At 63.8% G+C, this 23438-nt stretch carries 14 protein-coding genes; 4 read left to right on the top strand and 10 right to left on the bottom strand.

What is annotated here, in order from left to right:
* Positions 1-25: 25 nt before the first annotated feature.
* Positions 26-769, bottom strand: coding sequence for a LuxR family transcriptional regulator (locus A9977_RS12245; RefSeq protein ID WP_259651929.1), 744 nt, complete (start codon positions 767-769; stop codon positions 26-28).
* Between the two features lie 497 nt (positions 770-1266).
* Here A9977_RS12245 and A9977_RS12250 point away from each other — a divergent pair, with 497 nt between their 5' ends.
* A complete protein-coding gene (locus tag A9977_RS12250) occupies positions 1267-2178 on the top strand; it encodes a GlxA family transcriptional regulator (protein WP_220811715.1) in 912 nt (303 codons plus the stop codon).
* Positions 2179-2707: 529 nt separating this feature from the next.
* Here the strand turns inward: A9977_RS12250 and A9977_RS12255 are convergent.
* Positions 2708-3400 (bottom strand): response regulator transcription factor, encoded by a 693-nt coding sequence (locus tag A9977_RS12255; RefSeq protein ID WP_310936121.1) that lies wholly within the window; start codon positions 3398-3400, stop codon positions 2708-2710.
* Positions 3401-3485: 85 nt separating this feature from the next.
* Here A9977_RS12255 and A9977_RS12260 point away from each other — a divergent pair, with 85 nt between their 5' ends.
* Positions 3486-5636 carry a sensor histidine kinase gene (locus A9977_RS12260; protein WP_259651930.1) on the top strand — a complete coding sequence of 717 codons (2151 nt, stop codon included), beginning with the start codon at positions 3486-3488 and terminating at the stop codon, positions 5634-5636.
* 230 nt (positions 5637-5866) lie between these two features.
* The gene (locus tag A9977_RS12265) at positions 5867-8197 is read left to right on the top strand and encodes a TonB-dependent receptor (protein WP_183025127.1); all 2331 of its coding nucleotides are present in this window, start codon (positions 5867-5869) and stop codon (positions 8195-8197) included.
* 323 nt (positions 8198-8520) lie between these two features.
* Here A9977_RS12265 and A9977_RS12270 read toward each other — a convergent pair whose 3' ends face one another.
* From A9977_RS12270 to A9977_RS12290, 5 genes are all read right to left on the bottom strand, one after another.
* Positions 8521-9750 carry an HlyD family efflux transporter periplasmic adaptor subunit gene (locus A9977_RS12270; RefSeq protein ID WP_183025128.1) on the bottom strand — a complete coding sequence of 410 codons (1230 nt, stop codon included), beginning with the start codon at positions 9748-9750 and terminating at the stop codon, positions 8521-8523.
* On the bottom strand, positions 9747-11924 hold the full coding sequence (locus tag A9977_RS12275; RefSeq protein ID WP_310936128.1) for a type I secretion system permease/ATPase: 2178 nt from the start codon (positions 11922-11924) through the stop codon (positions 9747-9749). The genes A9977_RS12270 and A9977_RS12275 overlap by 4 nt, the downstream gene beginning before the upstream one ends.
* A 113-nt stretch (positions 11925-12037) precedes the next feature.
* On the bottom strand, positions 12038-13279 hold the full coding sequence (locus tag A9977_RS12280) for a TolC family outer membrane protein (protein ID WP_183025129.1): 1242 nt from the start codon (positions 13277-13279) through the stop codon (positions 12038-12040).
* A gap of 431 nt (positions 13280-13710) precedes the next feature.
* On the bottom strand, positions 13711-14151 hold the full coding sequence (bamE, locus tag A9977_RS12285) for an outer membrane protein assembly factor BamE (RefSeq protein ID WP_183025130.1): 441 nt from the start codon (positions 14149-14151) through the stop codon (positions 13711-13713).
* 92 nt (positions 14152-14243) lie between these two features.
* Positions 14244-17900 carry a tandem-95 repeat protein gene (locus A9977_RS12290; protein WP_183025131.1) on the bottom strand — a complete coding sequence of 1219 codons (3657 nt, stop codon included), beginning with the start codon at positions 17898-17900 and terminating at the stop codon, positions 14244-14246.
* Positions 17901-18797: 897 nt separating this feature from the next.
* Here A9977_RS12290 and A9977_RS12295 point away from each other — a divergent pair.
* Positions 18798-19187, top strand: a complete 390-nt coding sequence (locus tag A9977_RS12295) for a hypothetical protein (RefSeq protein ID WP_183025132.1) — start codon at positions 18798-18800, stop codon at positions 19185-19187.
* Positions 19188-19225: 38 nt separating this feature from the next.
* On the opposite strand, the gene A9977_RS12300 is transcribed toward A9977_RS12295, so the two are convergent.
* The 3 genes from A9977_RS12300 to A9977_RS12310 all read right to left on the bottom strand — a co-directional run bounded on the left by A9977_RS12300 (position 19226) and on the right by A9977_RS12310 (position 23423).
* Entirely contained in the window at positions 19226-19390 is a 165-nt protein-coding gene (locus A9977_RS12300) for a hypothetical protein (RefSeq protein ID WP_183025133.1), read from the bottom strand.
* A gap of 1184 nt (positions 19391-20574) precedes the next feature.
* Positions 20575-22581 carry a response regulator gene (locus A9977_RS12305; protein WP_183025134.1) on the bottom strand — a complete coding sequence of 669 codons (2007 nt, stop codon included), beginning with the start codon at positions 22579-22581 and terminating at the stop codon, positions 20575-20577.
* Positions 22578-23423 carry a sensor histidine kinase KdpD gene (locus A9977_RS12310; RefSeq protein WP_183025135.1) on the bottom strand — a complete coding sequence of 282 codons (846 nt, stop codon included), beginning with the start codon at positions 23421-23423 and terminating at the stop codon, positions 22578-22580. The genes A9977_RS12305 and A9977_RS12310 overlap by 4 nt, the downstream gene beginning before the upstream one ends.
* Positions 23424-23438: the final 15 nt, after the last annotated feature.

The raw sequence follows: 23438 nt of genomic DNA on the forward strand, positions 1-23438 counted from the left end.
TGCGCTGCGATAGGCGCGGGGTCCCTCAGCTGAGCAAGCCGAGAACGATTGCACGTGCGACGGCGGCCGTCCGGTTGGCTGCTTGCAGCTTCATGATCACATTTCGCAAGTGGAAATTGGCCGTGTGTTCCGAAACCCTCAGGATGTCCCCGACCTCTCCCGATGTCTTTCCGTCGGCCATCCATCTCGCAACCTCCGCTTCGCGAGCGGTGAGTACGGGTGTTGCGTCGCCGCGGTCTTCACGCAGGGCATCGGCTATTGCCATGTGGGCGACATTGGCCAAGCAACGCAGGTAGGCCTCGTGCGCGTTCAGCTCAGCTGGCGTCAGCGCATCGTGCGCACGTGCAAGCGACAGCATTCCCACGTGGCCGCTTCCATCGAAGCACGATTGTGACCACCCGACTCTCAGTCCGAACGAACGGGCTTCGTCCCACATCTGAGGCGTGCTGTGGAACAATTCATTGCTCCAGACGACAGGGACAAGGCTGCGCATCCCGTGGCGCACCGTCGGATCGCTCGCCAAATAGTTGGCACTGAGATATCTTTCACGCCATGCTGCATCGTAGTTGCTGAGCAGCACGAACCTGGGATTGCTGAAGGGCGCTGGCGTTCGCACTCCATAGGCGCAATGCTCGAAGCCGAGAAGGCGCGCTGCGCGTTCGATCACGCCGAAGATCTCAGGGGCGGCGTGCATGCGACCGATGCCGTCGAGGAGATCTTGGGTCCAGGCCGTTGTCGGAGAGGCGTTGGTGGAGGTTTCGGCTGTCATGGGGTGGCGCGCTCAGCTTGGCTCAGTCGCGACTCACGGGGTTGTGGCGATGCAAAGTCAGCGCCTACACGCCCGTTCGGATTCGTCACTGCAAGCGCGCATGAATCGGCTGTCGTCTCGCGGACGGCCCGGCGCTGTCGGCATCCGGTCGGTCTCAGCTCGCATCGGCAGCACAGTGCACATCTGGAACGAATGCTTCTGCAGCCCACTCGAACGCCGCATTTCACACCCATCGATCAAGGCCGTGCCGTCGTGAAACACCCTTCTCCCGACCTCGCTTGCAGGGCGGACTCGTGCCCGCCGGATGGGACGATGCTGTCACATCACTGGACCTTGGATCTTCACGGTTCAGACAAAACTTCCATGGTTTCTGCCATGCCCGTCGCGTCTGTCCCCCTGAGTACGCTTGTGCTGTGCCATGCGACAAGGCACCCAATCCCGCACCCGTGCCACCGCGTGGCGCAATAGCCGAGATGCGAAACGTGTATCTCCTGCTCATGGAGCAATTCGTTCTGCCGGACGCGGTGGGTCCGCAGCAGGCCTTTGCAGCCGCAAACGAGATCCTGGCGCGCAGCGGGGCGCCGCAGGCGTATCGCCTCGGACTCTATGCAGCACGTGCAGGCGCAACGATCAGCTCCAGCGGCCCGGCGATGTGGACGGAAGGGTTACCCGAGACCGTCCCGTCGAGGCGTGGCACTGTGTTCTTGATCGGAGGGCTGGCCCCTGTCCCCGGGGGCGCGGCGCGCCTCGAGACATCGAAATTGCAAGCTTGGCTGCGGCGTCATGCACCACGCTTTGAACGGCGGGCGTCCATCGGACAAGCTGCCGCCGTGCTTGCGCACCAGGCCGGAAGTTCTGACAGGCCCCCGGGCTGCCGGTGGATCGTCGTGGACAACACGGAGGCGACCACCACCGCCCTGGCCATGATCGAACGCGACATGGGGTCAGCCATGGCACTGGCGATCGCGCGTCAGCTCGCTGCCGCATTTGGTCTCGAGGCGGTGCTGGCCCAGGGCATCGCGCGGACGCAGGCACCGACAGATGCACGATTGGACAGGCTTCACCAATGGATGGGCAAACGCCTCTCGGAGTCGATCACCGTCCAGAGCATGGCCACCTACCTGGCAATGACGCCGCGAACTTTTGCACGCTTCTACCGTCGGGCGACAGGAACAACCCCGGCCCGGGATGTCGTCCGAATGCGGCTGGAGAAGGCCTGCTGGCTCCTCGCCACCGAATGGTCCACCCTCAAGGCCGTTGCGCACGCGTGCGGCTTCTCATCCGAGGAAGTCATGCGGCGCACGTTTATTCGTCATCTCCACGTTTCACCCAAGGCCTACCGCCAGCGCCTCAGACAGACACCGAGTGACCGCAAGGCCCATGAGGAACCGCCTGCGCGCGAGCCCTGAATCCCCGACCATCTCGCCGAGCGATACCGGACCGAGTGCCAATGAGCTCACGACACTCTGCAGCGCCCCATCACGATGCGGTAAGACCGGCGCATCTGCATACCTGAACTGGGATGCCCGGGAACGGTTCTGCCTGACACGCGGAGCGGATCAAGGCCCGCTCCTCTTGGCCTGTGCCGTGCGTGCGAGCACCGCAGCGGCCCAGCGCCCGGGTTGCCACAGCCGCGCCGAGACGGTGAGCACATCGCGTTGGCGTCCTTCGAGGGAACGCGCTTGGCTAGCAAGCCGTCGGTCTGTGAGAGCTGCCCGTCCGCAAGGCCCCCGGCAACACCTTGCCACCTCCCAGCCGCCGGGCAGGTGATGGCAACCCAAGCGTCGCGATATCGCCGCCGTCGGGCGCATCCACCCAGTGCCTACCGCCGTGGAGCATGGCGGTGGTCCACGCGGTGGAGTCAGAGAGCGCTTGGCTTGAGGATGCCGGTGAAATCAAGATTCAGACACGGGCTCAACCGACCGAACGGACAAGTTCCTACGTTGCAAGAACGTAGCCCGTGCCGCGAACCGAATGCAGCGGCAAATGCATGCCCATCTGCTTTGCCTTTCGCCGTACGCGGCTGGCGATCGCGTCGATCCGGTGATCGTCGAAGTCAAATATGTCGCCGCCAAGAGCCCGGATGAGGTCGTCGCGACTGACTGCCAGGCCCTGGGAGCGAAAGAGGCAGGCGATGACAGCGCGCTCACTGGTGGTCAGCTTCATCTGGCGACCCTCCGGGTCGCTCAAGATCCAATCTCCCTCGAACAGCTGCCAAGCCCCCGCTCGCGTCGCGCCAGCTGCGGCGGTGCCTCCGCCTGCGTTCAAGCCACCAGTAGGCTCGATGTGCAACCGTCGTCCGATCGCATTCAAAGTCTCCGCCAGCTCCTCGATGACCACCGGTTTGGCCAGATAGGCATCTGCACCCTGGCGCAATCCGTGCAGGCGGTCTTCCAGCCGCCCACGGGCCGTTACCAGTACCACGCCAATACGGCGATTCCTCCGCAGGTGCGATGCAATGGACAGGCCACTCTCGCCGGGCAGGCCGATGTCAACCACGGCGATGTCGCAAGGTGCAAGCGCAAAAGCCCTGTAGAAGGCCGGCGCTGCGGAAAAACCGTGCACCTCGAAGCCGAACTCCCCAAGCGAGAAGACCATTTCTTCACGGAGATCGTCTTCGTCCTCAATCACGTGGACCCTCATCAGCGGAGCAGAACGTATGGGTGACATGTCGATCATTGTAAATTCGCATGAATCCTGCTCCCCCGGTGAGGACATGTACTTCACCTTCCCCATGCGTCTCTTGCCACTCTTTGTCAGCTTCTTCCGCGTGCTTCGCACGATGCACCGCGGCCTCTGCGCGCTGGCTTGGGTGATGGCAGCAAGCTTGCCCGCGCAAGCGATGCAGCTCTCGGCGTCCGACGGGCTGCACGATGGAAAGCCACTTGTCGGCGTGGCCGTGCAGCACGATATCGAGGGCCGTTGGCAAGTAGAGGATCTGCACCGCGGCCCCCAGCGGCATGCGTTTGAATCGCTGGGCGATTCGCTGGAAGCCGGCTTCACCCGCGACACGGTCTGGCTGCGCTTCTCCGTGACGCGCACGCAGGACGCTCCGACGCGCTGGCTGCTACGCGTGCGCCCCGCCCGCCTGAACCAGGCGACGCTGTATGCACCGGACGGCCGCGGCGGATTCATCGAAACGGCGCTTGGCGATCAGCGACCCTTCGTTGATCGGCCGCTCGCGGACCACAACCTGATCTATCCGATTGAGGTAGCGACGACCGCCGGCGACTACTACCTGCGACTTCGCAATGACGGCGCAGCATTGCGCGCGGAGCTGGACCTGTGGCAACCCGACGGCTTCGCCCGCGCCCGGACCAAAGACTACACCGCCATCGGTGTCCTCCTGGGCGCGGCGATGCTGTCGATTTGCATGAACCTGATCTTCATGGTCTGGCTGAAAGATTCACTCTACGGTCATTACGCCCTGTACGTACTGTGCATTGCCGGACTGTCCGTGGCGCGCCAGGGTTACTTGGCCGAATGGATTCTGGACACGCGCCCGGAGCGCGTGGCGCAGGCGGTGCTGGCAATGAACTGCCTCTTCAATGTAGTCGCCACTCTTTTCATGTCACGCATCTTCGGATTCCGAGAGCACTGGCGACCCGCGGCTCGCTTCTTCGACGCAGTCGCAGTATTCAACCTGCTTGCACTGGGCGTGTCCCTGACGGAATTCCACAGTTCGATCGGCGCCTGGGTAGGCCTCGGTAGCGCTGCGTCCACCCTCTTTGGCGCCCTGTTCGTAAGCTATCTGCTCCTCGTACGTCGGCAGTTTCAGTATCTGCTACCCGCAGCAGCCTTCTCGGTCGGCACGGTGCTCGGACTGTACAGCTTGCTGAAGCTCTGGCTGGGCGATCGCGTCCCCGGCGTTGCGCCCGGCCACATCTACATGCTGAGCAGTCTGACGCATCTGATCCTGCTGAACATCGCGGTCGCGGACCGGACACGCCGCGCGGAGCGCGACATCCGGCGTGAGCGCCGCCAGGCGATGCGGATTCGCCTCGAGGCCGAGCAGGTGCTCGAGTCGACCGTTGCTCGCCGAACCGTCGAGCTGGCCAGCACGAATGGCACATTGCGCGACGAGATCGACAAGCGCATTCGCCTCGAGACTCGCCTTCTGGAATCGCTTGACATCACCCGCAAAGCCGCCGAACAGCAACAGGAATTCGTCTCGATGGTCTCGCACGAGTTCCGCACACCGTTGGCGATCATCGACGCCGCGGCGCAATCGCTCGACCTGTCGAAGGTTCGAGAAGAACCCGCGGTGAAGCTGCGAACGGCAAAGATTCGGCGCTCGGTGCAGCGCCTGTCCATGCTCATCGAGAATATTCTGCTTTCTGATCGCTTGCAGCTCCAATACCGTGCGCTGCGGCTGGAGCCAGTCGATCTGTACATGCTCGCACGCGGCCTGTGCCACACCCTCAACTTGCGAGGGGCAGAACGGCTGCAACTCACGGCACCAGGCGGGTTGCCGGAGGTGCAATGCGACCGCTCGCTCGTGGAGATCGGGCTTCAGAACCTAATGCACAACGCCTTGAAGTACTCTCCGCCGGACAGCAACGTCCAGGTCACGTTGCGCCAAGTCGACGAGACGGTGCAGATCGACGTGTCCGATCGGGGCGGCGGCGTTCCAAAGGCGGACGTTGAGCAGATCTTTGAGAAGTACTTCCGCTCCGACACCGTGTCGACCGTCTCGGGTTCAGGGCTGGGTCTTCATCTCTCGCGCGAGATCGCACGCCGCCACGGCGGCGATGTGCGGCTGATCGAGACCGGCACGGAGGGCTCGACCTTTCGCATGGTCCTGCCGATGGTCGCCGCCCCTTCACAGCTCGCAGCCACCAATCCCGGGCCGACGCGCACGGCGTGAATGCTTGTACGAAGCGGCCAGGCGGCTCGGGAGACACGCGCTATTCCGAGCGCATGGACGACATCATTCCTTGAGATCGGCGGTGGCGCCCGTCGCTCCTCTTCGCGCATCGAGAAGGGCCCGCCCCACCCTGCGACGCGGTCGTTCGCTCGTAGTACCAGCGCAGCGCGGCTGCACGCTAAAGTATGCGTCGCAATCAACAGGCAGGGGGACACTTGCTCCCGTGAATTATGCAGAGGCAGCGGAGTGGCGCATCGGGCGCATCAGGCGCATTGCGGCGCAAAACGGCTATCGGGGTCCTGGTCTTCCTAGGTGCGAATCTCGACATCGCCGCTCAGGCAGAAGAGGTTCAGACGCTCGCGCCGGTGACGGTTGATGCACGGGGGCGGACAGAGGCCGTACAGGCGATACCGGCTGCGGTCGCCGTGCTTGAGGGGCATGAACTCGACGCACAACGGGTCAGGCGCATGGAGGATCTCGAGCAGCAGCTACCGAGCACGAGCATCGCGACGCCAGACGCGCGGAGGCTGAGCATCGGGGTGCGCGGCATTGGCCGCAATCCGAGCAATGACGGCCTCGAGAGCAGCACCGGGGTGTATTTGGACAACGTCTACCTCGGCCGCGTCGGCATGGCGGTGTTCGACCTTCTGGACGTCGAGCGTGTCGAGCTGCTGCGCGGGCCCCAGGGGACTCTGTTCGGAAAAAACACCACCGCCGGCGTGCTGCGCATCCAGACTCGCGCGCCAACGTTCGACGCCGAGCGCAGCGTACAGCTGTCGTTCGGCCAGCGCGAACTCAGCGAGGGCCGGGCCATCTTCTCAGGCCCGCTTTCCGACAATCTGGCGGGGCGCCTTGTCGTCTATCGTTCGCATGAGGGCGGGTCGATCAGCAACCTTTACAACGGCGATCGTCTTGGCGGCGGCGAACATTACGGTGCACGCGGTCAGCTGCTGCTGCGACACGCCGGCGACTTCAGTTTGCGCATGATCGCAGAACACCACCGCGAACGATCGAGCAGCGGCACAGCCGTGAACTATGGCCTGGGGCCGGGTCTGGCGATGGCACGCGCGCTTGCCGGCGGTGCAACGGGTATCGTCACAGACCCGCAGCGGCGAGAGGTCAACATCGATGGAGAGGAATCGGTGCGAAGCGACCAGAATGCACTGTCGGCAGAAGCGCGCTGGAAGTTCGGATCGGGAGCAGAAATCACCTCAATCACTGCAGCGCGAGACTGGCGCTTCCGACGCGTCACTGACGACAACCTCAACATCCCGGTTCTGCTCGAGGGCGGAAGTGCCTTGCGGCAGCAGCAGATCTCGCAGGAACTGCGGCTGGCCGGCCCCCTCGGCGGCCGAGTCGACTATGTAGCCGGTTTTTACCTCCTGCGGCAGCGTCTGCGAAACCAGAGTTGGACTGACTTCGGTAGCCGCGCCGACATCGTTCTGCAAGGTAACGCCGTGCCGGTGTTCGCCAATTCCTCGAGCATCAATTTTGGCGCGCTTGACACCCAGAGCTACGCGTTGTTCTCGCAGGCGACGTTGCACGCAACACCCGAACTCGACCTCACGGCGGGACTTCGGGTGACGCAGGAAGACAGGAAGGCCCGCACGCAGCGTGGCGACTCGACCGGGGGCTCGCCAGCCACAGCCTTCCTGCGCGACAACGCACTCGTGCTCGGGGCCTACGACACCGGTGCACTGCGCATCCGACAGACCAGTCCGTCGGGGCTTCTGAGCGCGAGCTACCGCATCGCGCCGACGCTGATGGCCTATGCCGGACTGGCCCACGGCGAGAAGTCCGGCGGCGTCAACCTTGCAGGCCCGGGCGCGGCACCCGGGCCGCTGGGGGCAAAGTCGCTCATCCTCGGGCCGGAGCGCGTCGACAGTCTCGACGCCGGCATCAAGAGCCGCTTTCTGGACGATCGCCTGCATCTCAACGTGAGCACATTCTTCGCCAGCGTCCGCGGGTATCAGACAGCCTATTTCGTACCCTCGGGCGCAGGCGTGGGCAACTATGTACAGATCCTGACGAACGCAGGAGATCTGCGATCTCGTGGCGTCGAGCTGGAACTCAGAGCGCTGCCCATGCATGGACTTAACCTCAGGGGCAGCCTCTCATTCAACGACGCACGCTACCGGCGGTACGACAACGCACCGTGCCCTTCGGAGATCGCCGTCCCACAACCTGCGGCGCGCTGCGACCTGTCACGCCGGCAGGTTGCCGGTGCGCCGCGTTGGATGGTCAGCCTTGGAGGCGAGTACCGCTACAGCTTGTCGGCATCGGTGAAACATACGCTGTCCGCGGTCTACGCGTGGCGTTCGGGCCAGGACGGCACGCTGGACGCCTCGGTCTACGCGCGCGTTCCGGGCTATGGGGTGCTGAACGTCTCGACGAACTGGGAGTGGATTCGCGGCACTCACGCGTGGACACTGGCGCTCTGGGCGCGTAATGCCCTCGACAAGCGCTATTTCCAAGCAGTGACCGCCACAGCCAACGGTGCCTACCTGGCCACCATTGGAGCGCCCCGAACGGTCGGGGTCTCGCTACGTGTCGACTTCTGAGGGCGTACCGGCTGTTGCCCGTCGAACAGAGAGCAAAGCCGCGCGGGGCGCGCCCATGGGATGCTCCGAGCGAGCCGGCGATCAAGCGCGAATTGGCCAGCGCATGAAACTGGCATGCGCGCATTGCTTGGTGAAGCATCTGTCCGTGCGGCGGGCCGATCAGGCCGAAGCGCAGCCCTTGCTCGATCGGGATCTGTTCAGAAGGCGCTCATTGCGTGAAGAGCGTCCTGAGCCCCCGGCGAGTCGACTCTGGTCCGGGTAAGGGCGCAAGCAAGCCGCTCCGGCACCAAGGGTGCACCGCCCGCAGTGCCTAGCCGCAGGGCCTAGCGTTCGCGAAGGGCCTCACGGGCACGGTTCAGAGGCTTGGTCAGGTACTCCCAGACTGTCTTCTTTCCTGTGCCAATGTCCGCCGTTGCCACCATGCCCGGCACAATCGGAAACCGCTGCCCACTCTTGCTCAGAAGCACGTCGGAGTTGGTACGGACCAGCACCGGGTAGTAGACAACCTCGGGTTTGACCTCATCGCGCAGGGTGTCCGGTGCGATGTTCACCACTTCCCCGTCCAGACCGCCGTAGACGGAATAGTCGTACGCAGTGATCTTCACCAACGCTTTTTGGCCTGGGTGGATAAACGCGATATCGCGGGGGGAGATGCGGGCTTCGACCAAGAGTTGATCGTCAAGCGGCACCAGTGTCATCAGCGAGCCGTTGGGCGCGACAACGCCTCCGATGGTCGTGACGTCCAAGCTCTTGACGATGCCGCGTACAGGCGAGAGCAGGGTCAGCCGGCCGAGCGTGTCGGCTCGGCCCCGCACGACCGAGGACAACGACTTCACCTCGGCGTCCGCCTTGGCCAGCTCTTCGCGACTGCGCACCATATACCCGGAGCGCGCCTCGGCGATCTTGAGTTCCAGCTCGGCCCCTTGGCGCTGGAGTCGGATCAGTTCGACATTGCTCGCGGCGCCGCTGGCCACCAAGGAGCGGGTGATCTCCAGCTCGCTGCGCACAAGGGTCAGTGCTTGGCCCAGCCCTGCGACCGTTTCGCTCAGGCTTGCACGTCGCGAGCGAAATAGCGCCGACTCCGACGCCGTGAGCTGGGGCCAGCCGCGCAGTTCGGCTGGAAAGTTGATGCTGGCCTGTCCTTCGACCTCTGCGCGCAGGCGCACACTGCTGGCCAGAGCGGCTCGATAGCGCGACGCAGACTCTTCCACATTCGACTCACCGCGTGTGGGATCGAGCTGAGCTAGCACTTCGCCTTTCTCGACGATCTGGCCTTCGCGCACACGCAGTCCGATCAGGATGCCCCCCTCGAGAGACTGCACGCGCTGCTCTCGCGAACTCGGAATCACTTTGCCGGTACCGCTTGAGACTTCATCGATCTGGAAGTACCACGCCCAGCCAAAGAAGGTGATCAGGAGCAGCGCGACCAGGCGCACGACGCGGGTGGACTTGCTCGCGCGGACCTCGTCATAGTCGTCCAGATCCGGCTCGTGGGTCCGGCCGCGGGCATGCTTGGTTGGGCCTGGCTGGACCAGCGCCGCCTTCGCGCTCATGATGCGCTCCCTTCGCGCGGCTGGCCTTTCGGCCGAGGCATTGATGTGACCGCATTGGCATTGGCATTGGCATTGGCATTGGCAGCTGATCCCCTGCGCAACCGCGCCAGTACTTCGTCGCGCGCCCCATCCATCACGATGGCACCGCCGTCCACCACGATGACCCGGTCCGCCGCTTCCAGCACAGCCGGACGATGGGTCGCAATCAACAGGGTACGGCCCGGGGCCAACGCGCGAAGCATCTTGATGACCTCGCGCTCCGCGCCTTCGTCGAGCGCAGCAGTTGGCTCGTCGAGCAAGAGCACCCGAGGCTGGCGCAGCATCAGCCGCGCGAGCAGGAGGCTCTGTCGCTGTCCGCCGGACAGACCTAGACCGCCTTCCAGAACAGGATGGTTAAGACCTGAGGGCAGTCGTTGCACGAAAGCCCATGCGCCCACCGCCTGCAGTGCAGCGGTCAGCTCGCCGTCCGTCGCATGCGGTGCGCCAAGCGTCAGGTTTTCACGCAGCGTGCCATGGAACAGGCGTGCATTCTGCGAAAGAAGAGCCACATCCCGGCGCACATCGGCTGGATCGATGTGCGCCAACGCCACGCCGTCCAGCAACACCAGTCCATCCCTGGCATCCAGGAGGCCCGAGAGGGCCTGGAGCAACGTCGACTTGCCTGCGCCGTTGCGCCCCAGCACGGCAATGCGTTCGCCCGGCTGGATCTTCAACGTCTGCACGACCAGCGCCGCGGTTTGGCCATCGTGGCTGAACGATGCCTGGCGCAATTCGAAGCCACCCTCCAATGCGGCGCGGTGGATACGCGTGCCTTCAGGGGCGTGATCCACGGGCAACTGCATCAGGTGATCCAGCGCCTGGCTGGCCACCTTGCCTTGCTGCCAGCGGTTGAGCACCTGGGTCACACCCGCGAGTGGTGCGAGCATGCGGCTTGACAGGATGGACGCGGCCACCAGCACGCCGGTGCTCATTTCACCAGCCATCACCATCGGAGCGCCGAAAAACACCACCACTGCGAAAGCACCTCCCTGCACCGTCTGCAGCCAGTTGTTCAGCCCATTGAGCAAGGCCCGCAGCTTGAGTCCCGATTCGGCACTGACGGCGTTGTAGTGATTCCATTGATTCTGAAACCGGGGCTCAGCCTGCAAAACCTTGATGTCCTCAATGCCCTGGACCGCTTCAACCAGCATGGCGTTGCGCAGAGCGGCCTCACGCATGCTCGACTGTGCCAGCTCGCGCAGCCTGCGCTGGGCGAAGAGGCTCGGCAGCAGCAGCATGGCAAACGCGGCCAGCGGCACCAAGACCAGCGGGCCGGCAATGAACCAAAAGACAATGCAGAACAAGACGAAGAAGGGCAGGTCCGCAGCTGCGACCACCGTCGTGGACGTGAGCATCTCGCGCATCGGCTCCAGTTCGCGTATTTGCGAGATGAAACTTCCGGTCGCGCGCGGGCGCGCCGTGTTGCGCACCCTCAGTGCATGACCGAACACGCGGTCGGAGATGCGAAGATCCGCGCGCTTTCCGAGCACGTCGGTGATGCGCATGCGCGCGCCTCGCATCAACGATGCGAAAAGCAGGGACAGCAGCACGCCACCGAAGAGCACCCAAAGCGTGGGCGATGATTGTGCTGGCACCACCCGGTCGTACACCTGCATGGAGAACAGTATCCCGCCGAGGGCCATCAGATTCGTGACGAACGAGGCGATCAATACGTGCCAGTACGGCCGAAGATCGGCCAGGACGATACGACGCAGCCAGTGCTGTTCCACTGGAGTGATATACCCATCCACACGTGAATCGGGGGCCGATTGCAGCGGGCGAAGCACGGCGACCACTTGGACGTGGGGCTGAAGCTCTTCGATGGTTCTCGTGGTTTCCGCGCCTTGGTCGCCGCTGAACATCAGGCGCAGACCTTCTGCAGTGAGCGCGGTGACGACGGCCACCTGACCGCTGGCGAGTTGAACGACAACGGGTAGCCGCCAGGATGTGAGCTTTTCGAGCCGGGTGTCAACGTAGCGCAGCGTCAGGCCCGCCTGTCTTGCCATTTGACGCGAACTCTCCTCCGGCGACAGCTCCCCGCTCCAGTCCGCCGCCACACGGATGTGCTCGCGCGACGCTTGCAGGTGGTAGTGAGTGCAAAGCGCCAACACGGCGTCGATCCAGCCGTCGCGCACTGCGGGCGGGGCACCACCGGCGCGTGGGTCGGCCCCTCGGGTCGCCGCATCTGGGGCTGGCGGCTTTGGCGAGCCTGCGCTCACGCGCGCTGCCTCTGGTGAGAAAGTCGCGTTCAATTGCTGCTCCCTGCAGTGGCCACGTGCGGCTCGTCGATGGCCAGGGCCGTGCGCAGCCGATCGGTTTGGTAGAGGCAGTGCACGTCCAGGCGCCGGAGCTCGTGCTCGCTCTCAGCCTGCTCGAAGCGAGCCCCGTGATATTCCTGCTCCGCGTTGAGCAGGTCGAGAAGCGAACGCGAGCCGAGCTGCAAATACTGCTGCTGGTAGAGATCGCGCGTATCGCGAATGCTCTGGACCCGTGCGGCCAGGACGGGCAGGCGTTGCGCCTGACCTTGCGATTGCGTCACCGCATCGTCCAGCGACTGTCGAACGCTCAGCAGCACTTGCGCGAGTGACGCCTCGGCCGCGTTGAGGGCATACGCCGCGGCGCGTTGACGCGCTTGGTTGCCCCCGCCCTCGTACAGAGGCATGGAGAAGTTCAACCCCACCGTCGTGGTCACTGCGTTGTCGCCAGGCAAGCGAGAGCGCGCGTCAAGACCTCGTCCTATCGAGCCATCAAGCGAGAGGGTGGGAAGCAATTGGGCGTCCGCCGCACGCAAGGCGGCCTGCGCCACAGCGCGCCGAGCCTGCGCCAACTGGACCGCTGGGGGATGGGGGGTGCGCACGTCCGCCACGAAATGGCACGCCCCGTCGAGTGCTGTCGGCGAGGCCTGTGCGACAGCAATGGGCAAGTGAGCCCCAGTCAGCTGCATCAGGTTGGCCTTCCAGCGCGCGTACTGCGCATCAGCCGTCAGCTGCTGCGCCCGGGCCGCTTCTACCCGCGACTGAGCCTGCGCCACATCCGAGCGGGAACTTGCCCCCTTGCGCTGGCGCTCCATCACGAGGTCGGCAAGCGCCTGAACCCCCCGGACCTGCTCGCGAGCGATCTCTCCGAGCGCCTGCTGCCGACGGACCTCCAGCCAGGCGAGCGCAGTCTCGCGCGCCACATCGTCCACCGACACCAGGAGCTGTGCACGCGTGGCAGCCACGGAGGCCTCGGCCTGACCGATCGCGCTCGCCACTTTTCCGAAGTCATAGAGCATCTGGGACACAGAGAGTGCCGCCGTTTGCACGCGACGACTGTCGTAGGCGCCGATGTTTCCGTTGCTGATCTGGGAGCCGATGCCGCCGCGCACCTGCGGGTAGTAGCCTGCGCGAGCGGCGGCGGTACCCTCCCCCGCCTGCAAGACTTCCTGCACCGAGGTTCGAACGGCGGGATGCCACTCGACGGCAGCGCGCGCGGCCTGTGTCAGGGTCATCGGCTCGACGGTCGCAGCCTGCCCGGAGCTCAGCGGGCCCTCGGCAGTCTGGGCGCGCCCCGCGGTTGCCAATGCAAGGAGGCACGTCCCCACGACGCAGGCACGGGCACTGGTTGATAGTTTGCGCAAAGCGCACAGGGAGAGAGAGGGCATGAGTGGGCCGAAGGGGCAGAATTTCAGACGGGCGCGTTTGAAGGCGGGATGAACACGCTGCACGGGCGTTATGCCCACGCCCCTGTGCCGGCAGTGCGAGGGCGCAGCGGTGCACGCGCACCATGGCAATGCACCCGCACGCGTGCCCCGCCGGCTGACGGGGAGGACGCGAGAGTTGCTGGGAAAGCTCGGTAGGTCTGGGGCGGCGGGAAGGACACGCAACCCTGCGCCACGCGACCGTCTTCAGCCGGGTGGAGGGCGTTACCGAGCTTCGGTTTTCAGGTTTTCTTCACCAGGTCCAGGCATTGCTGCCGCCGCCAGGATGTCCGGCGCACAGTTTCCTTTGTGTCGTCGAACACCACCTTGTATTGGCACACGAGGAAATTTTCAGACTGAGGCAGTTTGAACTTGAAGTTGTAGTCCCACTCGGTGCCCTGCGGCCCCTGGCTCACCAGCAGTGGCTGGCCGAGGAGGTTTTGCACCTGCGTCGGCGGCAGCCCCACAGGGACCTCCGGAAACCTCTGAGCTTGAGAGATCGAGCCGTCGCGCAGGAACGGTTCCTTGAAATCGGGTCGCCGCGCATCGACGTCCCGGTACTCCAGTTTCGCCGGATTGCTCACGACGTCCACGGGATTGCGATTGCCCACGGCAGCACAGCCACCGAGGATTGCAGCTGCTGCCATCACACCTGACAGCGAAGTGAAGCGGATCGTTTTCATAGAATTTTGGTATTTTTTAGGCGTCGAATCGTGCGTCACAGACGCACCGCAAAGCAGAGCTGGCATTCCCGAGGTCCACCAGCTCTGCGCCCTCAGACGTACATGACCGAGGTGTGGTGAATATCCTCATCCAATGCGCTGACAGACGGTGGCGTGTACGCGCTCGTGTCGATCAACGCACCTGCGTCACTCCAGGCCGCGGGCGAGGCCGCTTCAGCTTGCGGAGCCGCTGTCGGGAGCGCAGATGTCAGCAGGGCCTCCAACGAGGATTCGCTTGCGCTGTGCCCGCGCAGGAGATCCGTCCAGGTCATTGCTTCCGCATCGGTTTCCAGCGAGCTTTCTGCCACTGTCTCGCGGCCGGCCGCAGCGTCCAGATCAAGTGCTTCCGGCGGCGCGACGGCAGGTGCAGGATCCGCAGCGAAAGTCACATTCAATGTCTGGGTCGCGACGTTGCTTACGTCCCCGTCGCCGTCCGTCACCTGATAAGTGAGAACTTCGGTGTAGGCCTCCGGCTTCGCCTGGTAGGTGAATTCGCCAGTCGCGAAATTCACCACGAGTGTGCCGCCGGCCTCCGTGGTGATGGTCACTGCCTTCGTCAGCTCGCTGTAGGAATAGTTCGGAGCGCCTGCATCTGCCGCGACCGTCATGACGCCCGTCTCGCTGTCGTATGTATAGACATCGCCGTCGATCGTCAACGACGACACATGGCCACCATCCGCTCCGAAGCCCTGGCCCTCGCCGAGACCGCCCGCCAGAAGATTGCCCGAAGCTGGTGCGCCCACAGTGCCTTGGAGCACCTCATCGAGCTGGCTGGTATCGGAGATGATCAACCCGTTCGTGTTGGTGCCCGCCCCCCCCTCGCTGCCGTCGTAAGCAATAGGATCGACTTGGGCTTGGTGCGTGCTATCGAGGCTGTTGCCGATGCCGATTGCATAGGAATGAATGTCCCTGCCGGCTACAAACTCTACCCATTGCGATTCCCGCGAAGCAGTGATCCCGTTGCCACTGGTTGGTTCGCCGTCGGTGAAGAAATACGAGACGTTCTGCACATTCGGCCCGACGAGCTTGCCCTGCGCGTCGTAACCGCTGGACCCCATGGCCGCCTGCAGGGCAGCCCAGTAGTTTGTGCTGCCACTGGCGCTGAGGGCGTTGATCGTCGAGATTGCCACCACCGGGTCCATCCAGTCCACCCGCGCCTGCCCCCCTGTGCTGAACGTGACCAGCTTGACCTTCACGTCACCATAGCTGTCATAGCTTTCGATCAGGTTCTCGATGGCCTGTTTCGCACGCTCCAGGCGCGACGGGTTTTCGTTGCCCATGCTTCCCGAGAGATCCAGAATCACCATCAGGTTCGTCTGGAGCGGCTCGACATTCACGGTCATCGCGCCGTCGCCCAGGACCGGTGCGTCGTCCTGGACCGTCACGACGATGTTCGCTACCGGGCTGGTGTTTACGCCGTCGCTGACGGTTGCGGCGAAATTCAGCGACAGCGCATCCTCTCCGCTGGCTGGGTGGTCTATCGCTCCGGTCAGGGTCGCCGTATAGACGGCGGTGAAGTTTCCAGCACCCGTCTGGCTTACCGGACCGACCTGGATCGACATCACCTGCGTAGAGATCCCATCGACCGTCGTGGTGCCGGTCAAGGTGGTCGTGGAGGCATTCCAGCTCCAGACGACTGGCTGCCCGCCGGAGGTAGAGCCCGCGGGCCCGACCAGCGAGACCGTCAGATCCGAAGGCACGGTGCCTGTATCTCCGTCGGCGATGGAGAGGGTTCCTGTGGTCACAGTCGCAGGAGCCGGACCGCTGTGGATGCCGTCGGGCAGACCCTCTTCGTAGAGGGTACCCCCCGCCGTCACGCTGACAGTAGGAGCCTCATTGGTATCCTGCTCCGACAGCGTCACGGCAATGTCCGTTTCACCACCACTGCCATCGCTCGCGCGCACTGTCAGTGCGTGGACATTGGGACCTGCCTCGTAGTCATTGGCCTGAGCTGCTACGCCCGCGGGCGTGAGCCTGATCTGGCCGATCGCGTCGATCTCGAACCACCCGCTCTCATTGCCAGCAACAATGGCGTACGTGACTGAGGGGCTGTCGCCATCGGTCGTCTGCACGACGCCCAGAATGGCCGTCTGCGGGCTGTTCTCCTCGTAACCGAAATCGTAGGTATCGACTGGAGCGCCGTTGTCGGGGTCGACAAAGACCGGCGCATCGTTGACCGGCGTCACCGTCACGTTCACGGTGCTCGTGGTCGTGCCGCCATTGCCATCGCTGACAACTACCGTGAAGCTGTCGGTGCCGTTGAAGTTCGTGCCCGGGTTGTAGCTGTAGCTGCCGTCGGGATTGAGCACCACCGTGCCGTTGGCCGGCGAGGTGCCCACCGCATAGCTCAGGTCATCGCCATCCACGTCGCTGCCCACCACCCGGCCTTCCAGCGGCGTGTCCTCGGGCGTGGTGAGCGTGTAGTTCGGCGCCGCGGGCGCATCGTTGACCGGCGCTACGGTCACGTTCACGGTGCTCGTGGTCGTGCCGCCATTGCCGTCGCTGACCACCACCGTGAAGCTGTCGGCACCGTTGAAGTTGGTGCCCGGGTTGTAGCTGTAGCTGCCGTCGGGATTGAGCACCACCGTGCCGTTGGCCGGCGGCGTGCCCACCGCATAACTCAAGTCGTCGCCGTCCACGTCGCTGCCCACCACCCGGCCTTCCAGCGGCGTGTCCTCGGGCGTGGTGAGCGTGTAGTTCGGCACCGCGGGCGCATCGTTGACCGGCGTCACCGTCACGTTCACGGTGCTCGTGGTCGTGCCGCCATTGCCGTCGCTGACCACCACCGTGAAGCTGTCGGTGCCCTGGTAGTCCGCGTCGGGGGTGTAGGTGTACTCGCCGCTCTCCGCGTCGAGGGTCACAGTGCCGTGCTGTGGAGACTCGCCCACGGTAAACGCGAGAGTGTCGCCATCGACATCCTCGGCAGTGACTTTCCCGTCCACTGGCTGATCTTCCAGCGTCGAGAGGGGAGGCGCGCTAGCCGTGGGAGCCTGGTTCTCCGGCGGCTCCACAGTCACCGGCACGCCAACCACTGAGGAACCACCCTTGCCGTCGTCGATCGTCACTTCGAACGCATCAGAGCCCTGGTAGCCCGACTCAGGCGTGTAGGTGAACTCGCCCGTCGCCGGATCGAGCGTGACGGAGCCATGCACAGGAAGCTTGCTGAGCGTGTAGCTCACCACGTCCCCGTCCGCATCGCGCCCGACCACACGGCCTTGACCCACTTCCCCGGCACGCAGGCCGAGCGCATGTGCCTCCCCGCTCGGAGGCTGATTCACGACAAGAGAAGGAGCGGCACCGCCGCCGCCTCCGCCGCCACTCGCGGCCGCGCCGACTCCCAGCAGCGCCAAGCCGGCAAGCAGCCAAGCCGGGATGCCCTCTGTGGGCAGCACCGGCGCGCCGTCGAGCCACTCGATTTCAGTGAAATGGAACTCGCTCCAGGGCGAGGAATACTGCCCCCACCACAGGACGCCGGCGTCGTCCTCAAGAAGCAGGTCGTTGCGTCCATTGTCCGGATAGCCGGCAAAGAAGCCAGGGATGAGGGTTGTGCTCCCGTCGCGCAGGACCAAGGTCAGATCGTCTCCATGGCGTTCGAACCTGGCTACCTTTTCAGGCGCAATCTTCAGTTGGACGATGGAGGGGCGCTCGAGCGACGGGGCCTCCACCGTGGTCGCGGTGGCCGTAGCGCCATCCTTGGGGACAACTTGCATTTCAATGGTTCCTTTGGTTTGTTGCGGGCTGCCGAAGACAAGCGGCAGCCGACAGCCCTGCGCCCTGCGCGGGGTATCTCCCTCTCGATGGACCTGATTGGCCCACCGCAGGCTCGACAAAAATAGTAGCGAAGCGTGTCGCAAAGTTCTTGACGGAAAGTGTCGGCAATAGGAACTTTCTTCTAGCTCGCTCGACGAGGGGCGCCATTCGCAACCCAAACCATGTGAAGTAGTTCGCGCTTGCGTCCATTCGTTTGAATTCGCGGCCTTGCAAGCGACGCGCGCAGGAGACCCGTCGAGCGCGTGAATCTTTCCGACGCGGGACAAAACTCTCCGGCTGGAGCCAGGCCTTCGGTCACCTTTGGCAAGACGCGGTCCATCCAACGGCTCAGACGCTCAGAGCGTCGGCGAGTCGAGCACCGACGACTGATCAGGGACGACTGAAGCGGACCGGCGACTGCACGCCCGTCGGTGCAAGGTCCGAGGAAGACGTTATCGCGGCCTGGGCATGTCCGACAGCACCTCAGCGCGCCTGGCGGGCGGCGGCGGGCGCGCGAGGCTGGCGCTCGTGCGCTGTCGAAGCCGAGATGCTTGATACCCAGTGGGCAGGCGACTTGCCTGCGAAATCGCCCAGAAAACCTCACGCCTAGTGACGGTCAGCGTGAAGGCGCCGGCAAGTTCCGCAGAGTCCAGCGCGCGAATATCCTGCCGGTCATCGAGATCTGCGAGAAGCCAAGCATCTGCGCGAACGACGGGTCCGCCATCGTCTGCAGACGTCGCCCACAAGCGGTTTTGGCGGTGCAGGGTCTGTACGGCTACCCTCCGTCGCGAATCATCGCCCAGGCACCCTGAGGTGAAGTCTTCGAGCTTGTGAACACCGATCAGGGCGAGGCTGACATGAAAGTGCCCTCTTGTGCAGCGCAGGTTCTGCGATCGATTCAAGGGCATGATGACTACGCTCAGGCGGCCAACAACCCGGCAAGCTTCCTGACGATTCATGGCATTCTCAAACGTGCAGTGAGCGGGAAATACACCGCACGCAATGCAAGACTCGGGGCAGACGGCGACCGACGCATCGCTTACTTTCCTGCGCGCCGGAAGGACCAAATGATCCCCATCGAAGACTTGAGCGTAGCCTGCGCAAGGTGGCACGTCGCATCAGATGCCTATGCCACCCAATTGATCATGCTGGAGAATGGGCGACCGGACGGAATCCAGGAATTGCGCCGGCTCTGTGCTCAGCTCGAAGAATGTCGGCAAGCCGTTGATGCACTCACCGTGAAGTGAAGTTCCCGAGCGCCGGGGGATTCGTGCAAGCAGACGGCCTAGGATTTGCGCCTGCGCTTGCGCACTCTTAGAGCCTCACGAGATGCGTCGACACGTTCGGTCATCTGGGCAGCGATCGATCGGGAGTGGCGCCGGCGCAGCCAAGAGTTCGCAAGCACCAGAACTGCGAGGGCGAACAACGCAAAGATCTGCGGATAGGTCATCTTGAACCTCCTTGATCTCCATGCTATCCAGAGATAGCGTCGTTATAGACTCCCGAAGTCGGAGGCTGCCCCGGGCGTTGTGACTTCCTTGGGGATACGGGTATTTACTTAGGTCAGAAATCTGCTTCGGGCCTCTCCTCTTTGCATTGCAGGCCCCGGCAGGGCACGTCGCTTGGCGTCCGGCAACACGGACTCCTCTGTATTCGATCTGCGAGACGCTCGTGCACGAGCGTGTGATGACGTTCGATGAATCGACAAAGACCTAAGGCATGGGCTGGACCTTCGAGCTGCCAAGGGGGACGCTGGAGAAGGCTTCCTATGTGCGGAAGATCCACTTCAGGGACCGGCCATCGGCACAACATCACCACGACTGGGTGGCAACGCCTCCCTTCAGACTGGGCGTATCGGTGGACTTCGAGGACAGTGGATCGCGCTCGTGGTCCGAGTGCGGTCCGCATCAGGGTTGCACGTTGAGGTGCCAAGAAACACGCGCCAGAGGCTGTCGTGGCAGCGCATTCGTGCTCATTCCAAAGTGAAGCCAAGTTCCAACGACCGAACGCTCGAGCGTCTGCACTGGTCTCGCTGAAGCCGACAGGATGCAGGCACGGCCTGCAGACTCATACTGCGTTCCCTATCAGCGTGCCCACATCGCATGTGCTACCTCACTCGCGCGATGCGTTCTTTGAGTGTCTCGCCCAGATCCAGAGGGCACAAGCGTGTGACAAAAGTCGCAGCGTTTCTACTTTCCACCTTGGCGGCAAGTATTTGTTGATCTGCCTCGCGGCCCTGCCCGTAAATGCGCTACACCGTAGGTCTGGATCAACTGTGACAAATCGAATGGGAGATGCGCGATGAACTTCAATACCCATAGCGAAGCAGAGTGGCACGCAGCCACTGATCAGTATGCAGAAGCTCTGCGGCGGTTGGCCGCTGGCGAGAGCGGCGCGCGTGATGCTCTTCTGGACGCCTACCGGCGCCTCCGGATTGTCGGGCTACCGGTCGCACCGCCAACTGCGGCTCCGTACAGCGAGCCAATGCGGGAAAGTGGCAGGTGGTAAGCGCGTCCGCTCCCGTGAGTGGCACTGCTTTCCACGCCAGGGCGACTCAGCCTCGCAGCGGGCCACCGCAGGGCCGGCCGTCGGTCATTCGGGTTCACTCCTGATCCGCCCCGACACAGGCGGGCTTCACTCTTCAGGAAGTATCCCAAGTATCGACGTTCCGCCCTGAAGGGCGGCAATGGCCGACAACAGGGAGTGCGGTTGCACTGGCTTGCTCAGGTGATAGTCGAAGCCCGCCTCCAGGGCGCGTTCGCGGTCCTGCGGGCGGGAGAAGGCGGTGAGTGCGATGGCAAGGATGCGGGGACGCTCAAATGTGCTCGTCAGATCGCGCAAGGTTCGCATCAGCTCGTAGCCATCTCGTCCCGGCAGTCCGATGTCGCTGATCAACACGAACGGCCAGCGCTGCCGGACGGCTTCCAGCGCGGCGTCGTAGTTGTCGGCCACGCGTACCTTTGCGCCCAGTTCTGTGAGCATCATGGCCAGCATCTCGCTGGCCTCGACGTTGTCCTCGACGACCAGGACCTCAAGGCCTTCCAGGGGTTGATCGCCCGGCAGCATGGTCGCGGCAGGCCGTCGCGCGGACAGCACCTGATCAGCTTGAACACTTGCATCGGATACGCGCAGCGTCACCGTCAACGTTGCCCCTTGGTCAACGCCCGGGCTTTGTGCCGTGGCGTCGCCGCCATGGAGGTGGGCCAAGTGCTTGACGATCGACAGCCCCAGGCCCAAGCCCCCATGGGCGCGGTTGTCTGGTGAATCGCTCTGGCTGAAGCGGTCGAAGAGGTGCTCGAGAAAATCGGGGCGGATGCCGCGCCCGTGATCTTGAACGACCAGTCTGAGCATCTCGCCTTCACGTGCCAGTGAGACGCGAATGACGCCACCCTCCTTGGAGAACTTGATGGCGTTCGTCATCAAATTCCAGACGATCTGCTGCAGGCGAGTCGAGTCCAGCCAACTCATCTGCCCCTGCGGTGCCAAATCGAGTTCAAGCCGGAGCTGCTTCTTCTCAAGGGGCGAGCGGAGGCCCTCGATGGACTCGCTCACGAGGGTCGACGCGTCACACCATTGCCGGTCCAACCGCAGCTTGCCCGAACTGATGCGCGACACATCGAGGATGTCCGAGATGATGCGCGCTTGGGCGTGCACGCTGCGGTCGATGGCCTCCAGTGCGCGCAGCATCTCAGGCGCGGCGCCACGCTTCTTGAGGATGTGCACCCATCCTGAAATGGAGTTGAGCGGCGTACGAAGCTCGTGTGACAGCACGGCGACGAAATCGTCCTTGGTGCGACTGTGTCGTTCGGCGACGGTTCGGGCGGCCTGCTCCCGCTCGAGGATTTCCTGGCGGCGCCGGTCCAGTTCCTGGCGCTCTGAAACATCCACGGCAATGCCGATGCGCAGTCCCGGTTCCACGTGCGCAGAGATGCTCCATTGAAGGTACACCCAACTTCCATCGGCCCGCACGAGCGGAAACTCACCTTGCCATGCGGCGCCGACCTCGATGGAGGTGATGGTGCGCTCCTGCACGAAATCCACCCAATCAGGCGGAGCGAAGCTCCAGACCGGCTGGCCCAGCAGCTCCTTGAGAGGTCGACCCAGCATGACCTCCAAGGCAGGATTGATGTCGACAAAATTCCCGTTGGCGTGAATGAGTGCAATGCCGCTCATGGCCTGGCTGAACACGGCACGGAAACGAACGTCGCTGCGACGCAGGTTGTCCTCTGCCATGCGGGCCCGGATCAGAGCCTGCAAGGTCGCGATGAGCACCGCGGGTTCGACGGGGTGAACCAGGTAGGCATCGGCACCCGCGTTCAGCCCCGCCACCTTGTCCGCGTTTTCCACATAGGTCGCCGACAGATGGATCACCGGCAGCAGTGCCGTGGCGACATCCATGCGCAGCAGTCGACAGACCTCGAAACCGTCGATGTCCGGCAGGTGGACGTCGAGCACCACGGCGGAAATTCCCGTCGGGGCCATGGCAACCGCGGCAGAGCCGGTGCCGGCTTCCTGCGTCAGGAAGCCGGCCGCTCGGATGATGCGTGCCGTCGAGTAACGTGTGGCCGGGTTGTCATCGACCACCAGCACCGTGTGCAGCGCTCGGTCGATGGTGGCGTTGATGAGAGGCCCTTCGGTCACGCGGACTCCTGCTCGGCCACGGGAGAGACATGCAAGGGAAGAATCACGGAGAACGTCGAGCCTTTGCCGAGCTCGCTGTCGAGTTCGACCCGGCCGCCAAGGATCTCGGCGAGTTGCTTGCTCAGGGACAAGCCCAGGCCCGTACCGCGCAATCGCTTCTGCACCGGTGAGTCGACCTGGGAGAAGTCATTGAAAACAGCAGCGTGGAACTTGGGCTCGATGCCGATGCCGGTGTCGAGTACGGAGAACCGAATCGTCTGATCGTCCTGCCGTCGCGCCGACACCCGCACCTCGCCGTGCGTGGTGAACTTCAAGGCGTTCGCGATGAAGTTGCGAAGGATCTGCGACAACTTGCGATCGTCGGTGTAGAGCTTGGGCAGATCGACCGGCTCTTCGAAAACGAGTGTCACACCTGGGTTGATCAGTACCGACTTGAACATGCCGCGCAGCGCAGAGAATAGGTCGACCATTTCGAACCAGGCAGGCGAAATCTCGACCCGCCCCGCTTCGATCTTGGCCAGGTCGAGAAGGTCGTCGACCATCTCCGCGAACTCGGTTGCCATCGATTGGATGAAGTCGACCTGCTTGGCCTGTTCACTGGTGAGCGGACCATCCACACGGTCACTCAGCAGCCGCGCGATGCTTCGAATGGCGTTCACGGGCGTGCGAAATTCATGGCTCATGTAGGCTAGGAAGCGGCTCTTGAGCTCGGTGGCACGCTTGAGCTGCTCTGCCTGCCCATCGAGCTCGGCATACAGGGCCACGACGCCGCGGTTGGTCTCCTCGAGTTCGGCACGAAGCTCCTCGCTCTCTTGGCGCGCAGCCGCGAGGAGCGCACTCATCTCGGCACTCGGAGG

This window comes from Variovorax sp. UMC13 (assembly GCF_014170375.1).
GTDB lineage: Bacteria > Pseudomonadota > Gammaproteobacteria > Burkholderiales > Burkholderiaceae_C > Variovorax.

Bases quoted from the DNA above. Each gene is read 5' to 3' on its own strand.
- A9977_RS12260 (WP_259651930.1), top strand. From the start codon at position 3,486: ATGTACTTCACCTTCCCCATGCGTCTCTTGCCACTCTTTGTCAGCTTC.
- A9977_RS12295 (WP_183025132.1), top strand. From the start codon at position 18,798: ATGAAAGTGCCCTCTTGTGCAGCGCAGGTTCTGCGATCGATTCAAGGG.
- A9977_RS12270 (WP_183025128.1), bottom strand. From the start codon at position 9,750: ATGAGCGCGAAGGCGGCGCTGGTCCAGCCAGGCCCAACCAAGCATGCC.
- A9977_RS12280 (WP_183025129.1), bottom strand. From the start codon at position 13,279: ATGACCCTGACACAGGCCGCGCGCGCTGCCGTCGAGTGGCATCCCGCC.
- A9977_RS12300 (WP_183025133.1), bottom strand. From the start codon at position 19,390: ATGACCTATCCGCAGATCTTTGCGTTGTTCGCCCTCGCAGTTCTGGTG.
- A9977_RS12250 (WP_220811715.1), top strand. From the start codon at position 1,267: ATGGAGCAATTCGTTCTGCCGGACGCGGTGGGTCCGCAGCAGGCCTTT.
- A9977_RS12290 (WP_183025131.1), bottom strand. From the start codon at position 17,900: ATGCAAGTTGTCCCCAAGGATGGCGCTACGGCCACCGCGACCACGGTG.
- A9977_RS12265 (WP_183025127.1), top strand. From the start codon at position 5,867: ATGCAGAGGCAGCGGAGTGGCGCATCGGGCGCATCAGGCGCATTGCGG.
- A9977_RS12245 (WP_259651929.1), bottom strand. From the start codon at position 769: ATGACAGCCGAAACCTCCACCAACGCCTCTCCGACAACGGCCTGGACC.
- A9977_RS12310 (WP_183025135.1), bottom strand. From the start codon at position 23,423: ATGAGTGCGCTCCTCGCGGCTGCGCGCCAAGAGAGCGAGGAGCTTCGT.
- bamE (WP_183025130.1), bottom strand. From the start codon at position 14,151: ATGAAAACGATCCGCTTCACTTCGCTGTCAGGTGTGATGGCAGCAGCT.